The organism is Microcoleus sp. K4-B3, from assembly GCF_036704615.1.
GTDB lineage: Bacteria > Cyanobacteriota > Cyanobacteriia > Cyanobacteriales > Microcoleaceae > Microcoleus.
Genome location: NZ_JAUBSF010000109.1, coordinates 1 through 19,594 on the forward strand (window position 1 = coordinate 1; position 19,594 = coordinate 19,594).

At 44.6% G+C, this 19,594-nt stretch carries 21 protein-coding genes and 1 pseudogene; 10 read left to right on the forward strand and 12 right to left on the reverse strand.

Annotated features, from left to right (window positions below; translation table 11 throughout):
• Window positions 1–130: 130 nt before the first annotated feature.
• Window positions 131–436 carry a hypothetical protein gene (locus QUA78_RS28460; protein WP_333304134.1) on the reverse strand — a complete coding sequence of 102 codons (306 nt, stop codon included), beginning with the start codon at window positions 434–436 and terminating at the stop codon, window positions 131–133.
• 331 nt (window positions 437–767) lie between these two features.
• On the opposite strand from QUA78_RS28460, the gene QUA78_RS28465 reads away from it, so the two are divergent.
• The 7 genes from QUA78_RS28465 (at window position 768) to QUA78_RS28495 (ending at window position 5,750) form a co-directional block, all read left to right on the forward strand.
• Window positions 768–1,166 carry an ASCH domain-containing protein gene (locus QUA78_RS28465; RefSeq protein ID WP_333304133.1) on the forward strand — a complete coding sequence of 133 codons (399 nt, stop codon included), beginning with the start codon at window positions 768–770 and terminating at the stop codon, window positions 1,164–1,166.
• 236 nt (window positions 1,167–1,402) lie between these two features.
• Window positions 1,403–2,275, forward strand: coding sequence for a hypothetical protein (locus QUA78_RS28470; RefSeq protein WP_333304132.1), 873 nt, complete (start codon window positions 1,403–1,405; stop codon window positions 2,273–2,275).
• A 301-nt stretch (window positions 2,276–2,576) separates the two neighbouring features.
• Window positions 2,577–2,825, forward strand: coding sequence for a recombinase family protein (locus QUA78_RS28475; protein ID WP_333304131.1), 249 nt, complete (start codon window positions 2,577–2,579; stop codon window positions 2,823–2,825).
• An 8-nt stretch (window positions 2,826–2,833) separates the two neighbouring features.
• Window positions 2,834–3,730 (forward strand): recombinase family protein, encoded by an 897-nt coding sequence (locus QUA78_RS28480; protein WP_333304130.1) that lies wholly within the window; start codon window positions 2,834–2,836, stop codon window positions 3,728–3,730.
• 255 nt (window positions 3,731–3,985) lie between these two features.
• Window positions 3,986–4,384 carry a hypothetical protein gene (locus tag QUA78_RS28485; RefSeq protein WP_333399154.1) on the forward strand — a complete coding sequence of 133 codons (399 nt, stop codon included), beginning with the start codon at window positions 3,986–3,988 and terminating at the stop codon, window positions 4,382–4,384.
• An 18-nt stretch (window positions 4,385–4,402) separates the two neighbouring features.
• Window positions 4,403–5,113: an IS1/IS1595 family N-terminal zinc-binding domain-containing protein gene (locus tag QUA78_RS28490; RefSeq protein ID WP_333304128.1), complete on the forward strand. Its 711-nt coding sequence runs from the start codon at window positions 4,403–4,405 to the stop codon at window positions 5,111–5,113.
• A gap of 136 nt (window positions 5,114–5,249) precedes the next feature.
• Entirely contained in the window at window positions 5,250–5,750 is a 501-nt protein-coding gene (locus tag QUA78_RS28495) for a hypothetical protein (RefSeq protein WP_333399155.1), read from the forward strand.
• Here QUA78_RS28495 and QUA78_RS28500 read toward each other — a convergent pair.
• From QUA78_RS28500 to QUA78_RS28535, 8 genes are all read right to left on the reverse strand, one after another.
• Window positions 5,720–7,126 (reverse strand): AAA family ATPase, encoded by a 1,407-nt coding sequence (locus tag QUA78_RS28500; RefSeq protein ID WP_333304126.1) that lies wholly within the window; start codon window positions 7,124–7,126, stop codon window positions 5,720–5,722. The two genes, QUA78_RS28495 and QUA78_RS28500, sit on opposite strands and share 31 nt — an antisense overlap.
• A 462-nt stretch (window positions 7,127–7,588) precedes the next feature.
• Window positions 7,589–10,456, reverse strand: coding sequence for a type I restriction endonuclease subunit R (locus tag QUA78_RS28505; RefSeq protein WP_333304125.1), 2,868 nt, complete (start codon window positions 10,454–10,456; stop codon window positions 7,589–7,591).
• Window positions 10,457–10,462: 6 nt separating this feature from the next.
• Window positions 10,463–11,140, reverse strand: a complete 678-nt coding sequence (locus tag QUA78_RS28510) for a hypothetical protein (protein ID WP_333304124.1) — start codon at window positions 11,138–11,140, stop codon at window positions 10,463–10,465.
• Between the two features lie 9 nt (window positions 11,141–11,149).
• Entirely contained in the window at window positions 11,150–12,403 is a 1,254-nt protein-coding gene (locus tag QUA78_RS28515; protein WP_333304123.1) for a restriction endonuclease subunit S, read from the reverse strand.
• Entirely contained in the window at window positions 12,400–14,022 is a 1,623-nt protein-coding gene (locus QUA78_RS28520; RefSeq protein ID WP_333304122.1) for a type I restriction-modification system subunit M, read from the reverse strand. Before QUA78_RS28520 ends, QUA78_RS28515 begins: the two co-directional genes overlap by 4 nt.
• Window positions 14,023–14,366: 344 nt before the next feature.
• The gene (locus tag QUA78_RS28525) at window positions 14,367–15,251 is read right to left on the reverse strand and encodes a tyrosine-type recombinase/integrase (RefSeq protein ID WP_333304121.1); all 885 of its coding nucleotides are present in this window, start codon (window positions 15,249–15,251) and stop codon (window positions 14,367–14,369) included.
• Window positions 15,252–15,518: 267 nt separating this feature from the next.
• Complete coding sequence (locus QUA78_RS28530) at window positions 15,519–15,767, reverse strand: hypothetical protein (protein ID WP_333304120.1); 249 nt, start codon at window positions 15,765–15,767, stop codon at window positions 15,519–15,521.
• 149 nt (window positions 15,768–15,916) lie between these two features.
• Window positions 15,917–16,045: a hypothetical protein gene (locus QUA78_RS28535; RefSeq protein ID WP_333304119.1), complete on the reverse strand. Its 129-nt coding sequence runs from the start codon at window positions 16,043–16,045 to the stop codon at window positions 15,917–15,919.
• A gap of 354 nt (window positions 16,046–16,399) precedes the next feature.
• Between QUA78_RS28535 and QUA78_RS28540 the strand changes: the two genes are divergently transcribed.
• Genes QUA78_RS28540 through QUA78_RS28550 form a run of 3 tightly spaced genes read left to right on the forward strand, consistent with a single transcriptional unit; the run spans window position 16,400 to window position 18,034 of the window.
• Entirely contained in the window at window positions 16,400–16,693 is a 294-nt protein-coding gene (locus tag QUA78_RS28540; RefSeq protein WP_333304118.1) for a hypothetical protein, read from the forward strand.
• Between the two features lie 32 nt (window positions 16,694–16,725).
• On the forward strand, window positions 16,726–17,190 hold the full coding sequence (locus tag QUA78_RS28545; RefSeq protein WP_333304117.1) for a hypothetical protein: 465 nt from the start codon (window positions 16,726–16,728) through the stop codon (window positions 17,188–17,190).
• Window positions 17,180–18,034, forward strand: a complete 855-nt coding sequence (locus tag QUA78_RS28550) for a 3'-5' exonuclease (RefSeq protein ID WP_333304116.1) — start codon at window positions 17,180–17,182, stop codon at window positions 18,032–18,034. The genes QUA78_RS28545 and QUA78_RS28550 overlap by 11 nt, the downstream gene beginning before the upstream one ends.
• A gap of 285 nt (window positions 18,035–18,319) precedes the next feature.
• Here the strand turns inward: QUA78_RS28550 and QUA78_RS28555 are convergent, their stop codons facing one another.
• The 3 genes and pseudogenes from QUA78_RS28555 to QUA78_RS28565 form a co-directional block, all read right to left on the reverse strand.
• Window positions 18,320–18,772: a hypothetical protein gene (locus QUA78_RS28555; RefSeq protein WP_333304115.1), complete on the reverse strand. Its 453-nt coding sequence runs from the start codon at window positions 18,770–18,772 to the stop codon at window positions 18,320–18,322.
• Window positions 18,765–19,025 carry a hypothetical protein gene (locus QUA78_RS28560; protein ID WP_015179852.1) on the reverse strand — a complete coding sequence of 87 codons (261 nt, stop codon included), beginning with the start codon at window positions 19,023–19,025 and terminating at the stop codon, window positions 18,765–18,767. Before QUA78_RS28560 ends, QUA78_RS28555 begins: the two co-directional genes overlap by 8 nt.
• A 140-nt stretch (window positions 19,026–19,165) precedes the next feature.
• Window positions 19,166–19,594, reverse strand: a pseudogene (locus QUA78_RS28565) (hypothetical protein); the annotation flags it as partial.

Here is a 19,594-nt window from a genome sequence, read left to right on the forward strand (position 1 = left end):
TTGGTTATCAAATGGGGACGGAAACTTAAAAACAAAGGAAATGCTATTATCACAATTTAAATGCGAAACAGCTTACCTTTTGCTGAGTCCCGATTACCTGATGTACTTTAACTAACCGTTTCCGATGCAATTAACCACATCCTAATATGTGGCTAATACCTTCAACAACAGCCGCCACAGCCGCGATATCTAAAAGTCCCTGAAATGGCACAGTTATCGCAGTCCAGCTAACACCAATTGCCAAACTAGCTAGAACCTTTACCACAGCAGTGGGTATGGTAATTGTTAGTGCTGGCACACCAGCCGTAGCGGCAAAGGTTAAAAGTGACCCAAGTAAAGCGAGGATAAGGATTAACTCTCCCGGCCCGACATTATGGCAAGAGCTAGTTTGTGCTAGTAACACTTGAGTAAATTTTAAGGGAACCAATATAGACATTTAGATTTCTAAAAATTTACTTTAGCACTATAAATTATACATCGGAACTAGGTCAGAATAACAACTTTTTTTCATCGGCAGGATGATCGAGTGGATTTACGCAAATTTACAAAAGATGGTTAATTTTTCTCCTTGGCAGGGCAATCAAAGAGGTTTATTCTTTGGGTTAAGGCAGAGCAGAAGGTGTTCAGAGTGTTCGGAGTTAAACCGCAGATGTACGGGATAAGCCGACTAGGAAGAGCGTTGTACCGCATCTGCGACACAATTATAAGTTGTGTTGTTGCGTGCAGCGTGACAGAAGCGAGCGGACAAATTAGTTACAAGGATAGCTATGAGCGAGCAATGGTGGTCAAAACTTAACCAGTTCTCTTTTGGCGATACGCCACAAATGGCAGATCAATTGGCACTTTTAGTCATTGGCGGGGTCAAAACGGGCACCACGTGGCATCAGAGTGAAGGTCAGCAAACCCAAGTGGGGCAAAAGCACGTGGTGTTGGATGGAGAAGGTTCGCCTGTTGCCATAATCGAGACCGTAGAACTCCGGCTACTCAGCTACGATGAGGTCGATGAAGCGTTTGCTTATGATAGTGGTGAAGATGATCGAACTCTTTCTTCGTGGAGGGCAGGTTATCGCCGCTATTACGAGCGACAAGGCAAATATGTGCCAGATATGCTTTTGTATTGTGAACGATTCAAACTCATTGAAATTATTAAGTCCGTCGAACCGTGAGCCTAACTTAATAAGTTAACAAAAATTTTTTAGTTGCTAAGCTTAAAAAGCTTATAAATCGTAGTTTCTAGCCATTATTTTGATGAGATTTTAAATCATATCAACAGGATAGTTGTTCTTAACACCCATCTTTGTCGCTGTTATACATTCGTACAGATTCATCTAACAGAAACAACAAAAAGCAGAAAATTTTCTATAATTTAGGTAAGTTGGTTAATAATTACTACCAAATTTCCATGACAGAAAGGAACTCTACAGAGCAGCAACCTACGATCTACAATCCGATCATCTGGAGATTGGAACTACCAAACTCAGAAAAACCCAGTCGAGACACCTATATTAAAGCCCTCGGAGAATTACCTGATTTTGTTCTGAAAGCAAACCAGATTTTGGCATCTAATCAGGAAGGGGATTTCCAGAAATTACTGAATCATTATCGAGAGGTATTCAAAGCTATCCAAAAATGGATTGTTCATTTTGATAAACAGAGCCATGATTCCTCCCTATCTGACCCTCCAGAACTGCGTTTCTCATGGGAATGTGCCTTTAAGCCTCACGCTGAGGAATCGTGGGCTTTATTAAACCTTTGCCAAGAGATTGTGAAGCTAGCTCCGTTGTATGGGCAAGATTTCCTAAAAGTTACTAGCGCGACCGAGCTGTGGTGGAGCTGCCATTTTGAGCGTCTTCAAGAGACATTCTTTAAAAACGGGATTTTTAGCAAACAACCTGAACTACAGGGAAAACAACACTCTTGTGATGTGATGTCAAAACGCATCCGAGAAGACTTTAATACACTTCATCAACGGAAATTCGCTGACAGCTCTCAGTTCGACTTGACGAAGATAGCCACTTGCGATGCTACAGAAGAAGCCTTAAGATTTTTCGCTGAAGATATTGCCCAACAGGATGACGAATTTCGTCGTCAAATTTACTCCGACTATATAAAAATTAAGAAACGTGTTGTGAGAAGTGCGCGTAATAACCCCAATCTACAATTAATGGTTTTGCAGCCAGATGGTTTTCTTCATGTAGGTGGCAAAAGCAAGCGAGGCAAAGGGAAAAACCCATCCCAGTCCAAAAAAGGGTTTGTTAAGAAAAGTAAACTTTAACCGAAAAGCTGCACAAAGATTGAACCTAACTTATCCTTATGAGACTTTGGGTAAAGAGAAGCCATTGCTTGGAGATCAATAGTTTCTCTGATAACTGGCAGATTATCTAACAGGAAGTCTGTCCCTGTTATCTCCGTCCCCCCTCTGTAAATTTCTTCTGAAATTTGAAGAACTGCATTCCATCAGTCTAGGTGGAAAGGGATTTTTATGGGGAAAAATGACTCGTATTTGTGCATCTCCAAGACCTCTTGGAGATGCACAAATAGTGCGGTAAACTAATTGTAAAAGCTTAGGAAAAACTATGTCTGAACCCTTGATAATTCTCGGTTACGCGCGAGTCTCGACTCGTGAGCAAGCCCTAAACTCTAATGCTTTGGAGCAGCAGGAAGCTCGCCTCAAGGAAGTTGGAGCAATGGAAATCCTTACGGATGTTCAATCTGGTCGGAGAAGCGATTGCGCTGAATTAAAAAAGCTGACTGAATCGATTAAAGCTGGAAAAGTCAAGGAAATTATTGTGACTCGTATCGACAGACTAATTGTAAAAGCTTAGGAAAAACTATGCCCGAACCCTTGATAATTCTCGGTTACGCGCGAGTCTCGACTCGTGAGCAAGCCCTAAACTCCCATGCTTTGGAGCAGCAGCAAGCTCGCCTCAAGGAAGCTGGAGTGACAGAAACCCTTACGGATGTTCAATCTGGTCGGAAAAACGATCGCCTTCAGTTAAAAAAGCTGATTAAATTTATTAAATCTGGAGAAGTCAAGGAAATTGTTGTGACTCGTATCGACCGACTTGCTCGCTCTACTGCTAAGTTTGCAGAAATAAGCCAGTTGTGTTTGGAATTTGGGGTCAACCTCAGAAGTCTGGATCAAAAGATCGACTTAAATACTTCTCAAGGGAAGTTCATGGCGAATCTTTTAGCTTGCCTTGCTGAACTAGAAACCGATCAAATTTCGGAACGAGTGCGACATGGAAATAATTATCGACGACAAAAGGAAAAAGCTTGCAATTCTTATCCTTTTGGCTATCAAGTCAAAAAGGATAAATATGTTTTAGATGAACGTCTTTTTTTATGCCTCCTCAATGAACGACCTGCTAATTATTTAGAACTTTACGGCGAGGAATTAGAAGTTTCACAGCCGCCTAGTCTAACTGTGAAACAGATCGTAAGAGATTGTGTCGATATTTTCTTTCAGCAAAAGGGATTAAGCCGGGCCATCAGAACCATTTACGCCAAATATGGAATTGCGAAATCTCCAACTAAAAAAACTGGGCATGACAGCATTATCAACTGGACATCAGACAGCTTTAGAAAGTGGCTGTTAAATCCTGTATTGCAAGGACACACGGCTTACGGTAAAAAGATCACGATGGCCAAAGGAAAGACTAAAATAACAGATCCAAGCCAATGGAAAATCATTGAGAATACTCATACTGAACATCGTTTAATTACGTAGGAAGAGGGGGCAGAGATTCAAAAAATTATTGAATTTGAGCGGGGGATTAACCGCCATAACTTTAATACTAATTCCGCTTTGCCTGATGCCTATGGAGACTATACTTATCAGAGCGGTTTAGTGTTTTGTGGTGGGTGCTATTGCAAATGTACCTCTAAAACACACACGTCTAAAAATGGCTTGACGAAATATCAATATTATGGGTGCCGGCATAGTGGGAAAGGTTGTAATAATACCGGAAACACTCAAAAATTTTTGATTGAGCAACAATTAATCAAAAAACTTTTGGAAGCTGCAACTACGATTCAAGTAGAGCCAGAAACTCCGGTTGCCAAAAAAGAGCCTGAGCCAAACCCCCGATTGCGCTCTTTACAACAAAAGTTGGAAGCCTTGGAAAAAGTTTCTACCTTTGACCCCGATATTGAGGCAATTAAAGCTAAGACTCTTGAAGAAATTGAAAAACTTTTGAATCCTTTTGCAACTAAGGATTTTGAGAATCAAACCGCTGTCGAAATCATTCAAGCAGGTAATAATTTGGCGATTTGGCACACGCTTTCTAACGATGAAAAAGTCAAAATTCTCCCGCTGTTAGTGGAGCGCATTACGGTTCGGTCTGGTGTGGTTGAATCAATTGAATTAAAACTATCAAACTAAATTACCCCGGTCAAGCTTATGAACATTCAAGATCTATTTAATCTCACTAAACTGCGCTCTGAGGTCGCGATGCACCAGGCTCTCCCTCATTGGCAGTCCAAGGCTCAATCTGAGGGCTTACAGTGTCCCCAATGTGCTTCTCGCCATGTGGTTAAGGATGGATACCACCAGCAGAATAGAATTCCACGCTATGTTTGTCGTGGCTGTGGCGTTTCATTTACTGAGATAGCGAAATTCGATTGTCGTTGTCAAAACCCTGGAACTCTGCCCAAATGCCAAGATTGCCCCTCTTTTCAAGAATTCCTGCCGACTCTAAAAGAGAAGGTACGTGGGTTACACAATAAAAATCGAGAGGAGTTGGACGCTCTTCTTTCGGAGGCTCAATCTCAACTAAACTTAAAAAATTTACGCACTCAAGTGGCAAGACAAGAGGCGTTATCCAGTTGGCAACTTTCTTCGGTCTCGCCATTCGTTTCGGTTTGTCCTCACTGTCAAAGCTCTGATCTTAGAAACAACGGTTTAGCTAATGGAAAAAAACGATATTTATGTTATGGATGCGGACGGTATTTTTATTCTCCGGAACGCTGGAATTGTACTTGTCAGATTCCCGGTGACTTATCTTCTTGTAAAAGTTGCCCAAAATTTGAGAAGTTTTTGGCTGTTATTGCTGAAAAACTAGAAAGCTTGCAAGGATTGGACGCTGAGCAATTACAGGTGTTACTCAAGTAGTTAGTCTATAAAAATCTCGCAAGACGTTTTTACCCCCATAAAAAAGGTTTTTTTTAGTCCAGTCACTTTTCCAGTGAGCGACTGGACTAAGCAGAGGTATAATTTGTCCAGTGACCAAACTGGACAAACTGGAAATATGGAAACTTACCCGACCGCAAGCCTGCAAGAGCGCTACAGCTTAAGCAGCAAGCAATCTGTGTACGATCGCATAAAAGCTTTATCGATCGAACCAGTAGCCCGAGGCAAAATATCCAGTGAGCAACTGGACAAACTGGACAAACTGGACAAGCACCTAAAATCTGGCGGCACTCTATCAGATTTTGAAAGCAGCCGCACCGAAGTTTTCAAAATAGAAGCGATCGAACCTGCGGTCGCAACAGCTATAAATCAAGACAGAGAAAACTTTCTTGAACTCATCGAGGCGATCGCCAGACACATTGCAGCAAATCGCGACCCTCTGCAACATTACGCCGCGTTGGAACAGGCGATCGCCTCGGGTTGGATTCTATCGACAGCCGAAGTTAAAGCGCTCATCGGAGTTAAACCCAGCGGCGATCGATTCAAGCGGGGCGCTTTTGCATTCATCCGAGCCGGCAAAGTGGGGAGTCAGGCTGGATGGAAGGTTGAAAAAATATGAGATTTTAAGGCGATCGCGGCGACTACTTCTTCGCGCCCAATGCTAGAAACCATTAATCGATCGCTACCGCCAGAAAGAGAAACAAGGCGAACACCCGCACAAGCTCGATCGATTAAATCAATGGCTTTTTCCGGTAACTGAAAATCAGGCAAGTAACGCACAGACATCTCTACCGATGCTTCAATAGCAGAATCTAAAATCTTTAAACCATGATGTTTCTCCAAGTTAGATCGCAGTCCCTTGAGGATGGCTATAGCTTCTTCAGGAGTTGGTTCGTCAATCTGAATTACCTGAAAGTGTCGCATCAATGATTCATCTTTTCCCAAAATTTGGTTGCCTGTGTCGCCCGATATCGTGCCAATACATTGCAAATTCCGCTGTGTTATAGCTAATTTTAGCAAGCGAGCAAGTGCGATCGTCTGTTCTGCTTCTGAAGCAAAAATTTTGTGGATTTCCTCTATAAATAGGATGATATCTTCCCCTGAAGCCTCTTCGAGCGCAGTTTTGCATCTTTCCTCAATCTCACTCTGATTTTTCAGGCCCGTTAACAATGCCGGAAAAGACACTTCTACTATCCGTTTATCCTCCAGCCCTGGCAACGCTTTAGTTCCCACCATTCGCTGAGCTAATCCATTAACAATAGAAGTCTTGCCTACGCCAGATTCACCCACCAAAAGCGCATTCTGCTGACGGTGCTTTATCAACACTTGTGCCAAACTGCGAATTTCAGAACGCCGCCCGATAACTGGGCCAAGTTGGTTCTCACGCGCTTGCTCGGTTAAGTCTCGCCCAAAGCGATCCAAAAAAGGTGTCTGCTTCAAATTTTGCAGGTTCTTTGATTCAGCAGCTTCTGTCTTAATAGTTTCTTCAAAACCTGATGCTGCATCGCGGAAAAAGCTTTCTTGAAGATTACTAATATCCATTCCATCGAGAATATTAGCCCACGGAGGTGCTGGCAATTCCAACAGCGCCTGTAACAAGTGATGAGGACGTGGGAGATTCCCTTGTTTCCATGCAATCTCTTCTGCCCGCCGAAAAACCTGTCGCGACTCTTGGCTGCGAGACATTCCTCGCCCGGTATCCACATTTAGTCCAAGGTTAGCAACAACGGATCGCAAGCGACGGCGAAAGGTTGTCGGGTTCATATCAGCTTGTTGAAACTTTTGCTTTAGCTCAAGAATGTCAGCCTCGAACTCAGGACGTTGACCCTGTTTTTCTACAGAAGGTGTTGTAAAGAAGCGTTCTAAATCCAAATCACAAAGCTTACACAGTCCAATCAATAGATGGGAAGCCTCTATTTCAGTAGCGTTACTTGCCTTAGCTTCAACCGCTGCAATTTCCCAAGTAAAAATCAGGCTTGGCGAGTAGTCTGCCATAACCAACGACCTCCATGATTCTGGGACAGGAATATTCTAAGTTGTCGTTACCAACGAAAGTTGACAGTAAAATTGTATCTTTGTAAAGAATTACACTTAATCATACAGTATATTAGGCTCTCCCGGATGTTTGGTGTAAAAAGTAGCAGCCGAGCCAAATTTTATGGAGTGTCAAGGCCCAAAACGTTGATGCAGAAAGATTATCAGCTTGCGTTACCACCACAATTACGATAGAGCCGTATATTATTACTTCTTGTTTGTACACCGGAATCCTTAATTCTCGATCTCGCTTCCGAATCATCTCCAAGGTCAGGCAGCGTTTGCGAGATAACGGCTAAAATAAGCGCTGGCAGATAATCTCGGCATCCCCACTAGAATCTCTTGTCCGTCCGCTTTATCGACTTGTTAGACCACGTATGAAGATCGCCACTGATTTGGCGGTTGCCTGCTTTGAGGGTTGTTTTATTGTTCCTCTTCAAATGCGCCCAGAGCATCATCGAACTTGTTAATAATGTCGAGTAATTTCAACACGACGCGATCGAAGATTTTTTTGCGCTCTAATAGTTTGGGTTTTTCGTTACAGGCATTCAGCACTGTCTCGCGTAATGGTTCTTTGCCTGAGAATTTGTAGTCGGCAATCATTTGGTTGACTGCTTCGGGCTTGAGATTTTCCTTGAGACAGAGTTGGCGCACGGCGACAGTGCGTTCTTGATTCCAGAAGCTCTGAAATGCGGTTTCGATCGCCTCTTCTGGCTTAATTATGGGCATCTGTTCGTCAATGAATTTTTCAATGAGATCCCGTTTACTGCGTAATTGAACCTCTTGCCCAACGAGTTCGAGAATAGACTCTTTTCTCTTCTGATAGTCTTCTTCCGTGGTTTTGGTATTTTGTCGAAGTTCTACTAGGAGTTTAAGAATGTAGGAAACGTTGATTTCGTCGCGTTGAATGAGTTCTAGTTCAAAATCCACTTCCTCAATGATGGATTCATTTTCCTCCTCTTTGCGCGATCGCGTTCGATCGTGGATATCGAGATACTTGCTCTTATAGTCGTCAAAGGTCTGTTCGTCCATGTTTAGGTCAGTAAACTTAAACTCGGTGAAGGATTTACTGACGTTGAGTAAACGGATGAGGTTACGAAAGGCTTTGACAAATTCCACTTGATCGTCTTCGCCGATCAGTTTATTGACATCGTTGGGGATAGTGGCGATCGCCCTCAATGCCTGCACACCTTGATTAAACGCTTCAATGTAGTGTTCGTAGGGTTCGATAAATATCTCTTCCTTGGCGTTGGCATCGGAGAAGAGGGCGACGGCTTGGTCGGTGTTTTCTTTGAGGTTACGGAAACAGACGATATTGCCTTGGGATTTGAGTTCGCCTAAAATGCGGTTGGTGCGGGAATAGGCTTGAATGAGTCCGTGATACTGGAGATTTTTATCAACGTAGAGGGTATTGAGCTTTTTGACATCGAAGCCCGTGAGGAACATATTGACCACTAACAGAATATCGGCACGTTCTTGATCCTGAGCGTTTTCCCGATCGCGGTCTTTCATCCGTTTGGAGATGTCTTTGTAGTAGGTGTAGAAGGCTTTGCTATCTCTGACGGAATGTTGGGTTTGATAGAGGGCGTTGTAATCGTTGATAAATTCGGCGAGTTTGTCGCGGCTATGGGAACTGTTGCTGGTTTTTAAATCAAAATCGGGTTCGCCGATTAAGCCATTTGCCTCTTCGTCGTCTTCGTTAATGCTGGGGGTGAAAATCGTCACGACTCGCAAGTCATGTAAACCCTGTTTTTGTTTATGTTTAAAAGTTTCGTAATAGGTCAGTAAGCTATCAATATTACTGACGCAGAGCATGGCAGAGAATTTTTTATTGTGGGTTTTGCGGTTATGGTTTTCTATGATCCAATCAACGATTAGGGATATGCGATCGGGATTTTCAAAAAATTCGCGATCGAGTTTGGGTTCGGTGATAAGGCTGCCGTCTTTGCGCTTGATTTTCCCCCAATATTCAACGGAGAATTTAAGAACGTTTTCATCGGCGATCGCATTAGTGATCACATATCTATGCAGACACTCTTGGAATAAATCTTTGGTGGTGCGTTTGCCATAGGTATTACTTGCGGCGTTGTCGGCGAAGATGGGTGTGCCAGTGAAGCCGAACAGTTGGGCGTTGGGGAAGAATTTGACGATATTTTTGTGGGTTTCGCCAAATTGGGAACGGTGACATTCATCGAAGATAAAAACGATACGCTGATTCCGCAGGGGTTCCATGACAGATTCATGGCGAGGGTTTCGGATGGCGTTATTGAGTTTTTGGATGGTGGTGACAATGAGATTGCTGTCGCCTGTCATCTGATTGACGAGTTCTCTGGTGCTCTCGGTGGTATCTACGCTGTCGGGGCTGAAGTGGTTGAATTCTTTGCTGGTTTGGTAGTCGAGGTCGGCGCGATCGACCACAAACAGCACTTTATGGACTTTGGGGAGTGCGGTCAGGATTTGGGCGGCTTTGAAGCTGGTGAGGGTTTTGCCTGAGCCTGTGGTGTGCCAGATATAGCCGTTTTTGTCTGTGGTTTTGACGCGCTCAAGGATAGCTTCGACAGCGTAATATTGGTAGGGACGCAGCACCATCAGCACTTTGTCAGATTGGTGCAGGACGATGTATTTGCAGATTATTTTGGAGAGGTGGCATTTCTCCAGGAAGGCAGCGGCGAAGTCGTCGAGTGGGGCGATCGGGTTATTTTCTGAGTCTGCCCAGTCGAAGGTTTGTTTGTATTCTTGTTTGCGGTTGTTGGCGTAGTAGCGGGTTTTGACTCCGTTGGAGATGACAAAAATTTGCACGTATTGAAATAGCCCAAAGTCTGCACCGTAGGAGTGGCGTTGGTAGCGGTTGATTTGGTTGAATGCTTCTTTTAGTTCGAGTCCTCGGCGTTTGAGTTCGATTTGGACTAGGGGCAAGCCGTTGATCAGCAGGGTTACGTCGTAGCGATTTTTGTATTTGCCTTGTTGGGCGATCTGGTGGGTGACTTGGTATTGGTTTTGACACCAGTGTTCGGTGTTGAGGAATTCTAGGTAAGTAGGTGTGCCATCATCACGGATGAGGAGCATTCTGTCACGGAGGCGTTCGGCTCGATCGAAGACGTTGCCTTTGTCGAGGTGGTTGAGGACTCGTTTAAATTCTTCGGGGCTGAGTTGGGTTTTATTATGTTTTTCTAGTTGGGCTTTGAGGTTGGCGGTGAGGTCGGCGGCGTTGCGGATGGTGACGGGTTCGTAGCCAAGTCCCGTCAGGCGATCAATCAAATTTTGTTCTAGTTGTGCTTCAGATTCAGTCATTGTTCCCTACTCTTCGTCTAATGGTTCTTGTTCATCCAAGAAGGCTTGTAGCTGGATAGTATAGTCTTCATAGTATAGTGTGTATAAGGCTTGGCTATAGATTAGTTTGCCTTCATAGGGATAATCTGCATCTAGTAATTCGTTAAACTCTGGATAGTCTTCATATCTAATTAAATCTTCTTCTACTTCAGCTTCTTCTTTAAACTGTTCTAATTTAAAACTAAAAAATGAAGAGATTAGGTAACGGGATAGGCTTTCTGTTATTTCTCTCAGTAGCCGAGATAAATCCTGATCGTTAAGCAGTTCTTTTGGTATATGTCTGCCATGTGATAATTCGCCTCGGCTATTTCTTATATTATTTATATATATTCCTACTTTTCCAAGCTGAGATACAAAGTTCCTTTCATGGAGATCATCATTTTTTTGAAGTAGTGTTACTGCTTTCCTTATTAGTTCATCAGTTCTCATAGAGTTTACCGCATCTATTTCAACTGAATCAATTTGGGTGATAATGGTTCTACAAATGCTTTGAATAAGGGAGTTACAGCAATCTGAGCTCACTCCCATATTTAAATCTTGGTGATAGCTTTCAATTGCGCTAATGAATTCACCAAATGCACCATAGTATTGAAAATCTGGAAATTCTTTGAGATGTCTTTTTACTAAGGCTTCTAAGCTATCCATAACACTCCATTATACAAACATTTTTTGTAGTAAGCCTTTTTTGAATTGTTCGGTTAAATTGATTTGCTTGGCAACAGCTTCCATCTTTTTATCAATCGCCGTCAAAAAATCAGCTATTTTTTCTTGTTCTTTTAAAGTTGGGAATGTTACTTGAAGTTCAGAAAAGTTTTGTTGTCCAAGCGTTTTATTTCTGCCAGCGCCTCCTGGCGAAGCAAGTTCCAACAAAGATTTTCCTCGATTCCCTAAAAAGAAAAGTAATACAAATTGAAGATTTACCTTATTGTTTTTTGGCAAAAACATTAGAAAACGATGAGAGGCAATAAAACCATCTTCTTCATTGCTTGTTAAAGCTACAGCTTGCTCCCAAGCAAACACAATATTAATAACAAATGATCTGGGGTGAACCCAATACACTCTTTTATTCCCTAAATCTCTTCCTGTTACAGGTTCTTTGTGAAAAATACCTTTTCCATGCGATCTTATTCCAATTTGGCTGTACTCTGCATCAAGTTGAACATGAACAGGATTATTGTAGCGAACTAAAAAATTGTCAATTCTATTCGTTTCCCAATCAGGAAAAGGCTTCCCATCATCGCCCTTAAACCGAATTTGTTGAGAAAAGATTTTCTGCATTACGCCCCGTTTATAGGTTTGCAGGAGTTCGTGCTTGCGGCGCAGTTGGGTGAGACGGGTGTCTACTGCCCCCAAAAAACTCGCAATCTTTTCCTGTTCAGGGATCAAGGGAAAGTATACAGGTAAGGTCAAAACATCATTTTTCGTAATGTTTTTCATCGAATTACTAGTACCTGTTGCTCTTGAAGATAAAAGTCCTCTGACTTTATTTCTAATAAAATAATAAGAAACCCACTTAGGAAAATTTATTTTTTTTATTTTTGCAGCCCAGAGTCTATCTGGCAAAAAGAGATTTGGATAATCTTTCTCTATATAAGAATTTGCACCAACTAAGATAGGTGTATTCATTCGACTAATTAAAATTGTATTTTTAGTGACAGGTTCTTTTAAACGGCTAAGTTCATGTTCGTCGGCAACTACCTTATTTTCAGTGGGGTTAAAAACTCCATTAGAGATGCAGCTAGTTTTTAAAATTCCTTTCTCAACTTGATTTGCTGCTCTGTCCTCCGAGTTAACACTAACACCTGCATCTAAGCTACTAATTAAATCGCTGACTTCTCCAAATTTCCAATCTCCCTCAAATTCAGAGAATCTCAACTTAGGAACTTTTCTATTTACTTTCTTACTCATAACGGAACCTCAATCCCCAACTCATCACAAAACCCCCGAATCAGGCGATCGTTCTCCTCCATTGCCCGATCCATTGATCGCAACTCTACCGCGATCGCGCCCAGATCGATCTCCTCCTCCTCCTCAAACGTGTCCACATAACGCGGAATATTCAAATTAAAATCATTCTCCGCCACCTCGGCCAACGGCGCACAATAACTATATTTGTTTTCTTGTAACCGTCCTCGATAGGTCTCAACAATCTTCTCTACATCCTCATCCCGCAAAAAATTCTGATTCTTTGCTTTCTCAAAATTCGCACTCGCATCAATAAATAAAATATCGTTGGGATGCTCGCGACACTTCTTAAACACCAACACGCAAGTTGGAATGCTCGTGCCATAAAAAATATTCGCAGGCAACCCAATCACCGCATCCAACCAATTGCGCTCATGGATCAAATACTTGCGGATTTCCCCCTCGGCGGCACCCCGAAACAAAACCCCGTGGGGCAACACCACCGCCATTGTCCCATTCTCATCTAAATGATGTAGCATATGCTGCACAAACGCAAAATCAGCCTTAGAACTCGGCGCTAACCGACCATACTGACTAAAGCGATCGTCCGACTCAAACAGCTTATTCGCACTCCAATGCGCCGAAAACGGCGGATTTGCTACCACCGCCTCAAACCGCATTCCCTCATGCTGCGGATGCTCCAGCGTATCCTCCTGCCGCAAATCGAAATTCCGATAATGCACCCCGTGCAAAATCATATTCATCCGCGCAAGGTTGTAAGTCGTGCGGTTCATCTCCTGGCCGTAAAAATCCCCGACAGACTCCACCTCTCGCGCCACCCGCAACAACAACGAACCCGATCCACAAGTCGGATCGTAAACAGACCTCAGCCGTTCCTTCCCCGTCGTCACAATCTTCGCCAACACCTTAGAAACCTGTTGCGGCGTATAAAACTCCCCCGCCTTCTTCCCCGCCCCACTGGCAAACTGCCCAATCAAATACTCGTAGGCATCCCCCAGCACATCGCTCTCGCTGTCCTTCAACCGAAAATCAATCTTATTCAAATGCACCAAAATCTTCGCAATCAGCGCATTTTTCGCCTTCGGAGTTCGCCCCAACTTTGTCGAAGTCAGATCCAAATCCTCAAACAAATGATCGAAATCCTCCTCACTCTCCTTCCCCATTGTCGATCGCTCAATGCTATTGAGCACCTGAGTCAGATCGTCCAAAATAAAAATGGAACTCGCTTCCAACTCCTCATCACTAATCTCTTCCTCCTCGGCCTTATTCCCCAATGCCCGCTTTGCCAAAGCACCAAACAACTCCGACGGCTTCAGAAAATACCCCAAATGTGCGATCGACTCCTCTTTGATTGCCTCTAAATATTTCTGCCCTTCTGCTGACGATTCATCAAGCTTTAGAAAATCAATCTTATCCTCAGCCAAGATTTCATTGGCGTAAAGATGCTGACGCTCGGACAGGTATTTATAGAAAATGAACCCTAAGCAGTAATCCCGAAACTCATCAGCATTCATCTTGCCCCGTAGCGAGTCGGCAATATTCCAGAGTTGAGTTTCTAATTTTCTCTTTTGTCCGTTTTGCCCGTTTTGTCCGTTTGCCATTTATTTCTCGTACTGGGCGATCGCTAGCATCGCCAAAAAGTATTGTCCGATCGGAGTATAGACCCTAACCAGTGTCTAAACATTGAAATCAGGTAAGGAGGCTTTACAGGAATCCAGTCACCCTCATCTCCAAACCCGTAATTCTGCTGCAAGGAAACCTGAAGGTTTTGACTTCGCGAGAATTTCGTAAGAACTCAGGTCTCAACTTGAGGGATTAAAGATGGGGTCGGCACAAAGGTTCCAACAATCTGTTCGCGTTCGGAAGAGCCGATCGCCTTCGGCGTCAACTGCCAGAACCAGAATCGCTCCAACTGCTATAGTTGGGGCTTTTTTGTGGCTCAGCCCTACATCAGATACAATCCGCTGCTGTCATTCGGTTTTGCGTGGAGGTATTTGCTAGTAGTCGCGACGCTGGCATGACCAAGAGTTTGGGATAGTAGGTGAATCGGGGCCCCACGGTTCAGCGCGTGACTAGCGTGGCAGTGCCTGAGCCAGTGCGCTGATGCCTTCTCAGAAAGTCCAACACGAACGGCTGCTACCTTAACCAGATGAGTTACAGAAACCGGATTGAGCCTACCGCCGTCGGACTTCTTGCGACTCCTAAAAATTGGTTCCAGGTTGCCTGCATCACCACGGCTACTGAGCAGTTCGGCGTACAACTGTCGAGGCAAAAGCACTACGCGAGTTTTGTCGGCCTTGCCGTAAATCAAAAATTGGCCGCTCTCACCGTTACTCGTCAAGTCCTCCCAGTTCAAACCACACAACTCGGAGACACGCAAACCCGCGTAGTAAAAAACCTTGAATATTAAGCGATTTCGCTCGCAGGGTTCGGACGCAATCAGCATCCTAACTTCAGCTTCAGTTAAGATTTTTTGGCTCAGAGTATCTTTGGGCTTGGGGGTATTTAGTGCAGCCCCAGCATTAACTTGGATAAGCCCGGTTTTGTGACCGAATGATAAAAGTGATTTCACCACAGCGATATAAGTGCGACGGGACGAAGTAGATAAGCCCCGCGCCTCCAGTGTATCCACGAAGTTTTGCAGGTCGCCGAGCGTCAGATACCGTGCTGGCTTCCCGACCGCCCCCAACAATAGACCAGACACCCGGCGGTAGAGTTTTTGAGTGGTTTTAGACTTACCGTGTACCCACAAACAGACGAGCTGTTCTGTTACTGTGTTTGTAGCGACCACTTGGAGACTGGGTTGATGGGTGTTGGGGACAAGTTTCATGGCGGTTGAGTCGGTAGAGTGAATCTAAGATAAGAAACCTTATCTTAGATTCAAATATTTTAAATGGCCCCATCCGATTGCTGGGATGGGGCTACGGGATCGGGCGCTACGAACTTCAGCATCTTAAGTAGTGCGCTCGCCTGTCGTTTGATTTTCGGATTCTAGGACTCGCGCTGGGATATGCTCGCTTTGCGGGGGCCCGGATTGAGTCGATGTGCCAGCGTAGCCGCGTGATATTGAAAGTGACCGGCGACAACCTTGTACCCGTTACTGTCTCGCCGTGCCACGCCTGGGAGCTATCAAGCCCCCGTGAGCCAAACTCAACTCGCCTGCTATTTCTAGTTCGTTGCGATCAAAGTTACTGGTAGGCCAATCAGATACTATGCGCTTGACCGAGACTAACGAGAGCATTAGTTTCTTGGTGGAGATCGGCTTAGCCGTAAGCACTCTCCGTAGTTGGTGCGGTAGCGTCGGTGTGGCGATCGGTTCTGGGGCGGTCGGAGTTTTTTCGGGCACTGGTTTTGTTTGTACTAGATAAATACTAGCACTATGCCTAGTAGACATTTAGTAATTAAGCTAGTTTTTGTGTCTAGTATTTCTCATAATTTAATGCTAGTATTTTGTCTAACCTATGTACTAAATACCGCTAGCGATGGGAGGGTTCGCTAGCGGTCAGGCAACTGTTGCTGATAGTCTTGGAGCTCGCTGAGCTTGGCTTGTAGCGCTGCGATTTGGGCATTCGTGGCGTCGATTTTTGAGGCGATTTGAGCGAACTTGTTGGCTAACAGAGCCATTGTTCTTTGTCCTTTGGTTGTGTGTGCTGGTTGTGAAGCGTATGTAGCGAGCGGTTTATGTCGTTTCCGTTTCGCTATAACAAATACTAGCACAATGTCTAGTATTTGTTATAGCATAGACACTAGACAAAAAGCTAGATGAAGATGCTAGATAAATGCTCAATTTGTACTAGCAGAATGTCTAGTACAGATTGAGCATTTAATATCTAGTATTTGTTATAGCATACACACTAGACAAAAGCTCGATTAAGGCACTAGACACAAAGCTAGAGGCGCTAATTTTAAGCTAGCGTAATACTAGACAATTAACTAGCATTGTGCTAGACTGTGGCTAGTTTATTACTAGACAAGACTATGACGAGCAAAACTAATAAGCCCGAAACCCCTACAAATAAAAGGCTTCAACTCAACTTGAGACTGGACGGACGGGAAGACTTGCTAGAAGCTATCAAGACCACTGCCGAAACCAACGGCTTAAGCGTAAACGCTTGGGTTGTGGGGTTGTTGGAGTCAGCGACGGGGATAAAACCTGCTAGTGCAGCGCCGACAGGTGGGGATTTAGAATCAACCATCGCCCCCTTGCTAGACAAGTTGCTAGCAGAGAAGTTAGCCAGCTTTGAGGAACGGCTGGGAAAATTGAGTGCCTGAGCGAGGGCAACGATGAATCGCTCAGGCTTGAATTGCAGGCTGATGTAGGTTGGGTAGAGCAAGAATTGAATGAGGTTCGCAGCGATTGCAGGGTACTCAAGGATGAACGCGACGAAGCCCGCGCGGACTCTGCCAAACTCCGAGACGAACTGGGACAAGTGCGATCGCAACTTGCAGAACTCACCGCCTTTCGCGAAGAACTGCATCGCTCAGAACTTGAGATGGAGCTTGAGAAAGTTCGTTGGGAACAGCAGCTTACCGACGCCAGAGCTGAACTAGCGGATGCAAAAGCAACCATCCTCAAACAGGGCGATGAAATTCGGGAATTGCAAGCGAAACTCACCGACGCCGAACTCAAACAAAATTCGACACCAGCCAACGAGTTACCAGAGGCAGCCAACTTACTCAACGAATTGAAATCCAAGCGTAAAAAGTCGAGGGCTGACTTGGCAGACGTTGTGGAAATCCTAGAAATCCTAGGGGGCGATGATGGATAAATTAGATGAGTATAAATGGTGGGGGAAACCAGGCGAACCTCCCCAAAATCTCAAAACCAAAAAGCAACTCGCAGAACTGAGTTTATCGCCCCTAAAAGCAGTCGGAATTATCAGGGCGCAAAAGTACGATGTTTTGCTTTATGACCCCGACTACCTAGAGTCCTGCCGCCCTAAAAGAAAACCGACAGAAAAGCAACTCGAAACGCTTGCTGCCAACCGTGAGAAAGCTCGAATCAAGCGCGAATATAACGACTGGTACAACAGCCGGGAACGGCTGATTGAGCAGGATAGAGTCGCGGCTATACGCTGGACTCGTGACGAATTAACCAGGGATGACTGGGTAATTCTGGATACTGAAACTACGGGGCTGCACAATGCTGAGATTGTGGAGATTGCGATCGTAAATCATCTCGGTGCAACACTACTTAATACCCTGGTTAAGCCCACAATATCCATCCCTCCCGATGTTGTAGCAATTCATGGTATCAGCGACGCAATGGTGGCAAATTCGCCCTCTTTTCCCGAAGTTTACCCGCAGATTGTAGAGGTGCTGAAAGATAAACGGGTCTTTATCTACAATGCTGCTTTTGATATCAAAATCTTGGATTATTGCCGCAAGCTGCACGGTTTAAAAAGTTTCAATTTGAGCAAACGCTACGAGTGCATTATGGAGTGGTATGCACAGTGGCAGGGCGATTGGAGCGACTACCACGAGGGCTACCGATGGTATCCGCTGCATGGGGGACACCGAGCGCTAGACGATTGTCTAGCGACACTAGACAGGGTTAAAAGTATTGCTGCCGACTCTGATACATTTCATTGCCCCATGCCAAGACCTGAATAGATTCTGCGAACATTGAGAAGTCCTGAGACGACACATCCCACGGACATTAGGAATTGATACCCCGGTTAATGCCGGGTTTTTTTGGCTTGCCCGATCGCACCCCAAAACAAAGAGCCCCCAGCGTGATGCCGAGGGCTTTTTAAATGAAGGGTATTAGTAATTGGTAATTGGCAATTGGTTTCACCTTTTGCCCCATGAGTACCACTGTAGCGTTATCAGCCATCAGGTAGCGCTACGATGTCAAATCATCCTTAACACCGTAGCGCTCGTTTATGTTGGCAATGTTCAGCGATCGATGTTCAGTGCCATTATCCGATCGTCGGTTAATTGCTGAATTTGCTGCGGTGGTTGCCAGCGATGGCCCCAGTTCTGCCGAAGTTTGGAAAGGGCGATCGGCTTAGGTAACAGTTGGGCTGATTGTACCCAAACCCCAATACCTGATTCCTGATTGCAGTAGTAAGCATCGAACTGTTGGCGCGTCACCCTTGCCAGTTGCCCTTGCTCCGATGCCCGCCACAGTTGATCGAGCGGTAGTGTTTCACGTTTCACAATCCGCACAATTCCTAGCACTTTAGCGGTCGGCATTGTGGCGTAAATTGCAATATTATCGCCCGGTTTTAGGGATGCTCCAAAGCTGCCTTTACGCAGTTCGATCGTCTTTGGGTTACGGTCAAGGAAAAAGGCATCAGCCCAAGTCGGTCGCACTGAGATTAGGTATGTACTGCTGGGGTTATTCATCTTCTTCCTTATCCCTCTTCAGAGCATTTCTTAGAGCTGCCAAATTTTCCACAGCTTCATCAATGGCAGTGCTAGCCGAATCCATCAATCGCTGTTCGGGTTCTTCGAGCCACGATTGGTCTGTGAAGGGGTTGCTTATATGCTTTTCCGCTCTGATTTTTGCAGCTTGTAAGAAGGCAATGCAGAGAGCTAATTCATCAATTTTGGGTATTTCATGCTCATAAGGGTGGTCATATTGCTTTCCAGTCGGCATCAGTCATTCTCCTTAGTTAGTTGTAGTCGTTGTTGTTCAAGTCATCAGAGAGGATGATGTCACCGCGCCTGACTAACTCTGCAAAAATGGCATCGTAAATTGCATCAAGCATAGAGCAGGGAATCACCCTTAATAACTTACTAAGCATTGTTATTACCCCTTTCGTTTTGTAGGAACTCTTGAATTTTGGGCAACTGTGCAATCTCTCCATCATCGTAATTTTGAATTAGCCACTTCAAGAGGCTTTTTCCGTGGCGTGAATAGCTGCGTGTTGGATGACCGTTTTTTTCACCACACTTTAAAACTGACTTGATAATTGTGCGGATATTTGCGCCCGATAAAGCAGCCTCGGACACGGACACAAATAATTGCTCAGGAGCCAGGTTAGGGAACATCTGACCAAACCGTCGGACAGTCCACACTTCGCCGGACACTTCGCCGGACAGCTTGTCTGACAACGGTTCTGGCTGTCCGTTGTCATAGTCGGACACTTCCTCTGGGGAATCCTCTGGGGAATCCTCTGTCGGACTATCGGACGGCTTTTTATCGCCCAAATTAAACTCTAAATC

Coding starts and splice junctions, on each gene's coding strand:
- QUA78_RS28480 (WP_333304130.1), top strand. CDS start 2,834: ATGCCCGAACCCTTGATAATTCTCGGTTACGCGCGAGTCTCGACTCGT.
- QUA78_RS28515 (WP_333304123.1), bottom strand. CDS start 12,403: ATGAGTAAGAAAGTAAATAGAAAAGTTCCTAAGTTGAGATTCTCTGAA.
- QUA78_RS28535 (WP_333304119.1), bottom strand. CDS start 16,045: ATGGCTCTGTTAGCCAACAAGTTCGCTCAAATCGCCTCAAAAATCGAC.
- QUA78_RS28540 (WP_333304118.1), top strand. CDS start 16,400: ATGACGAGCAAAACTAATAAGCCCGAAACCCCTACAAATAAAAGGCTT.
- QUA78_RS28520 (WP_333304122.1), bottom strand. CDS start 14,022: ATGGCAAACGGACAAAACGGGCAAAACGGACAAAAGAGAAAATTAGAA.
- QUA78_RS28525 (WP_333304121.1), bottom strand. CDS start 15,251: ATGAAACTTGTCCCCAACACCCATCAACCCAGTCTCCAAGTGGTCGCT.
- QUA78_RS28500 (WP_333304126.1), bottom strand. CDS start 7,126: ATGGCAGACTACTCGCCAAGCCTGATTTTTACTTGGGAAATTGCAGCG.
- QUA78_RS28555 (WP_333304115.1), bottom strand. CDS start 18,772: ATGAATAACCCCAGCAGTACATACCTAATCTCAGTGCGACCGACTTGG.
- QUA78_RS28460 (WP_333304134.1), bottom strand. CDS start 436: ATGTCTATATTGGTTCCCTTAAAATTTACTCAAGTGTTACTAGCACAA.
- QUA78_RS28495 (WP_333399155.1), top strand. CDS start 5,250: ATGGAAACTTACCCGACCGCAAGCCTGCAAGAGCGCTACAGCTTAAGC.
- QUA78_RS28510 (WP_333304124.1), bottom strand. CDS start 11,140: ATGGATAGCTTAGAAGCCTTAGTAAAAAGACATCTCAAAGAATTTCCA.
- QUA78_RS28465 (WP_333304133.1), top strand. CDS start 768: ATGAGCGAGCAATGGTGGTCAAAACTTAACCAGTTCTCTTTTGGCGAT.
- QUA78_RS28505 (WP_333304125.1), bottom strand. CDS start 10,456: ATGACTGAATCTGAAGCACAACTAGAACAAAATTTGATTGATCGCCTG.
- QUA78_RS28560 (WP_015179852.1), bottom strand. CDS start 19,025: ATGCCGACTGGAAAGCAATATGACCACCCTTATGAGCATGAAATACCC.
- QUA78_RS28490 (WP_333304128.1), top strand. CDS start 4,403: ATGAACATTCAAGATCTATTTAATCTCACTAAACTGCGCTCTGAGGTC.
- QUA78_RS28475 (WP_333304131.1), top strand. CDS start 2,577: ATGTCTGAACCCTTGATAATTCTCGGTTACGCGCGAGTCTCGACTCGT.
- QUA78_RS28470 (WP_333304132.1), top strand. CDS start 1,403: ATGACAGAAAGGAACTCTACAGAGCAGCAACCTACGATCTACAATCCG.
- QUA78_RS28550 (WP_333304116.1), top strand. CDS start 17,180: ATGATGGATAAATTAGATGAGTATAAATGGTGGGGGAAACCAGGCGAA.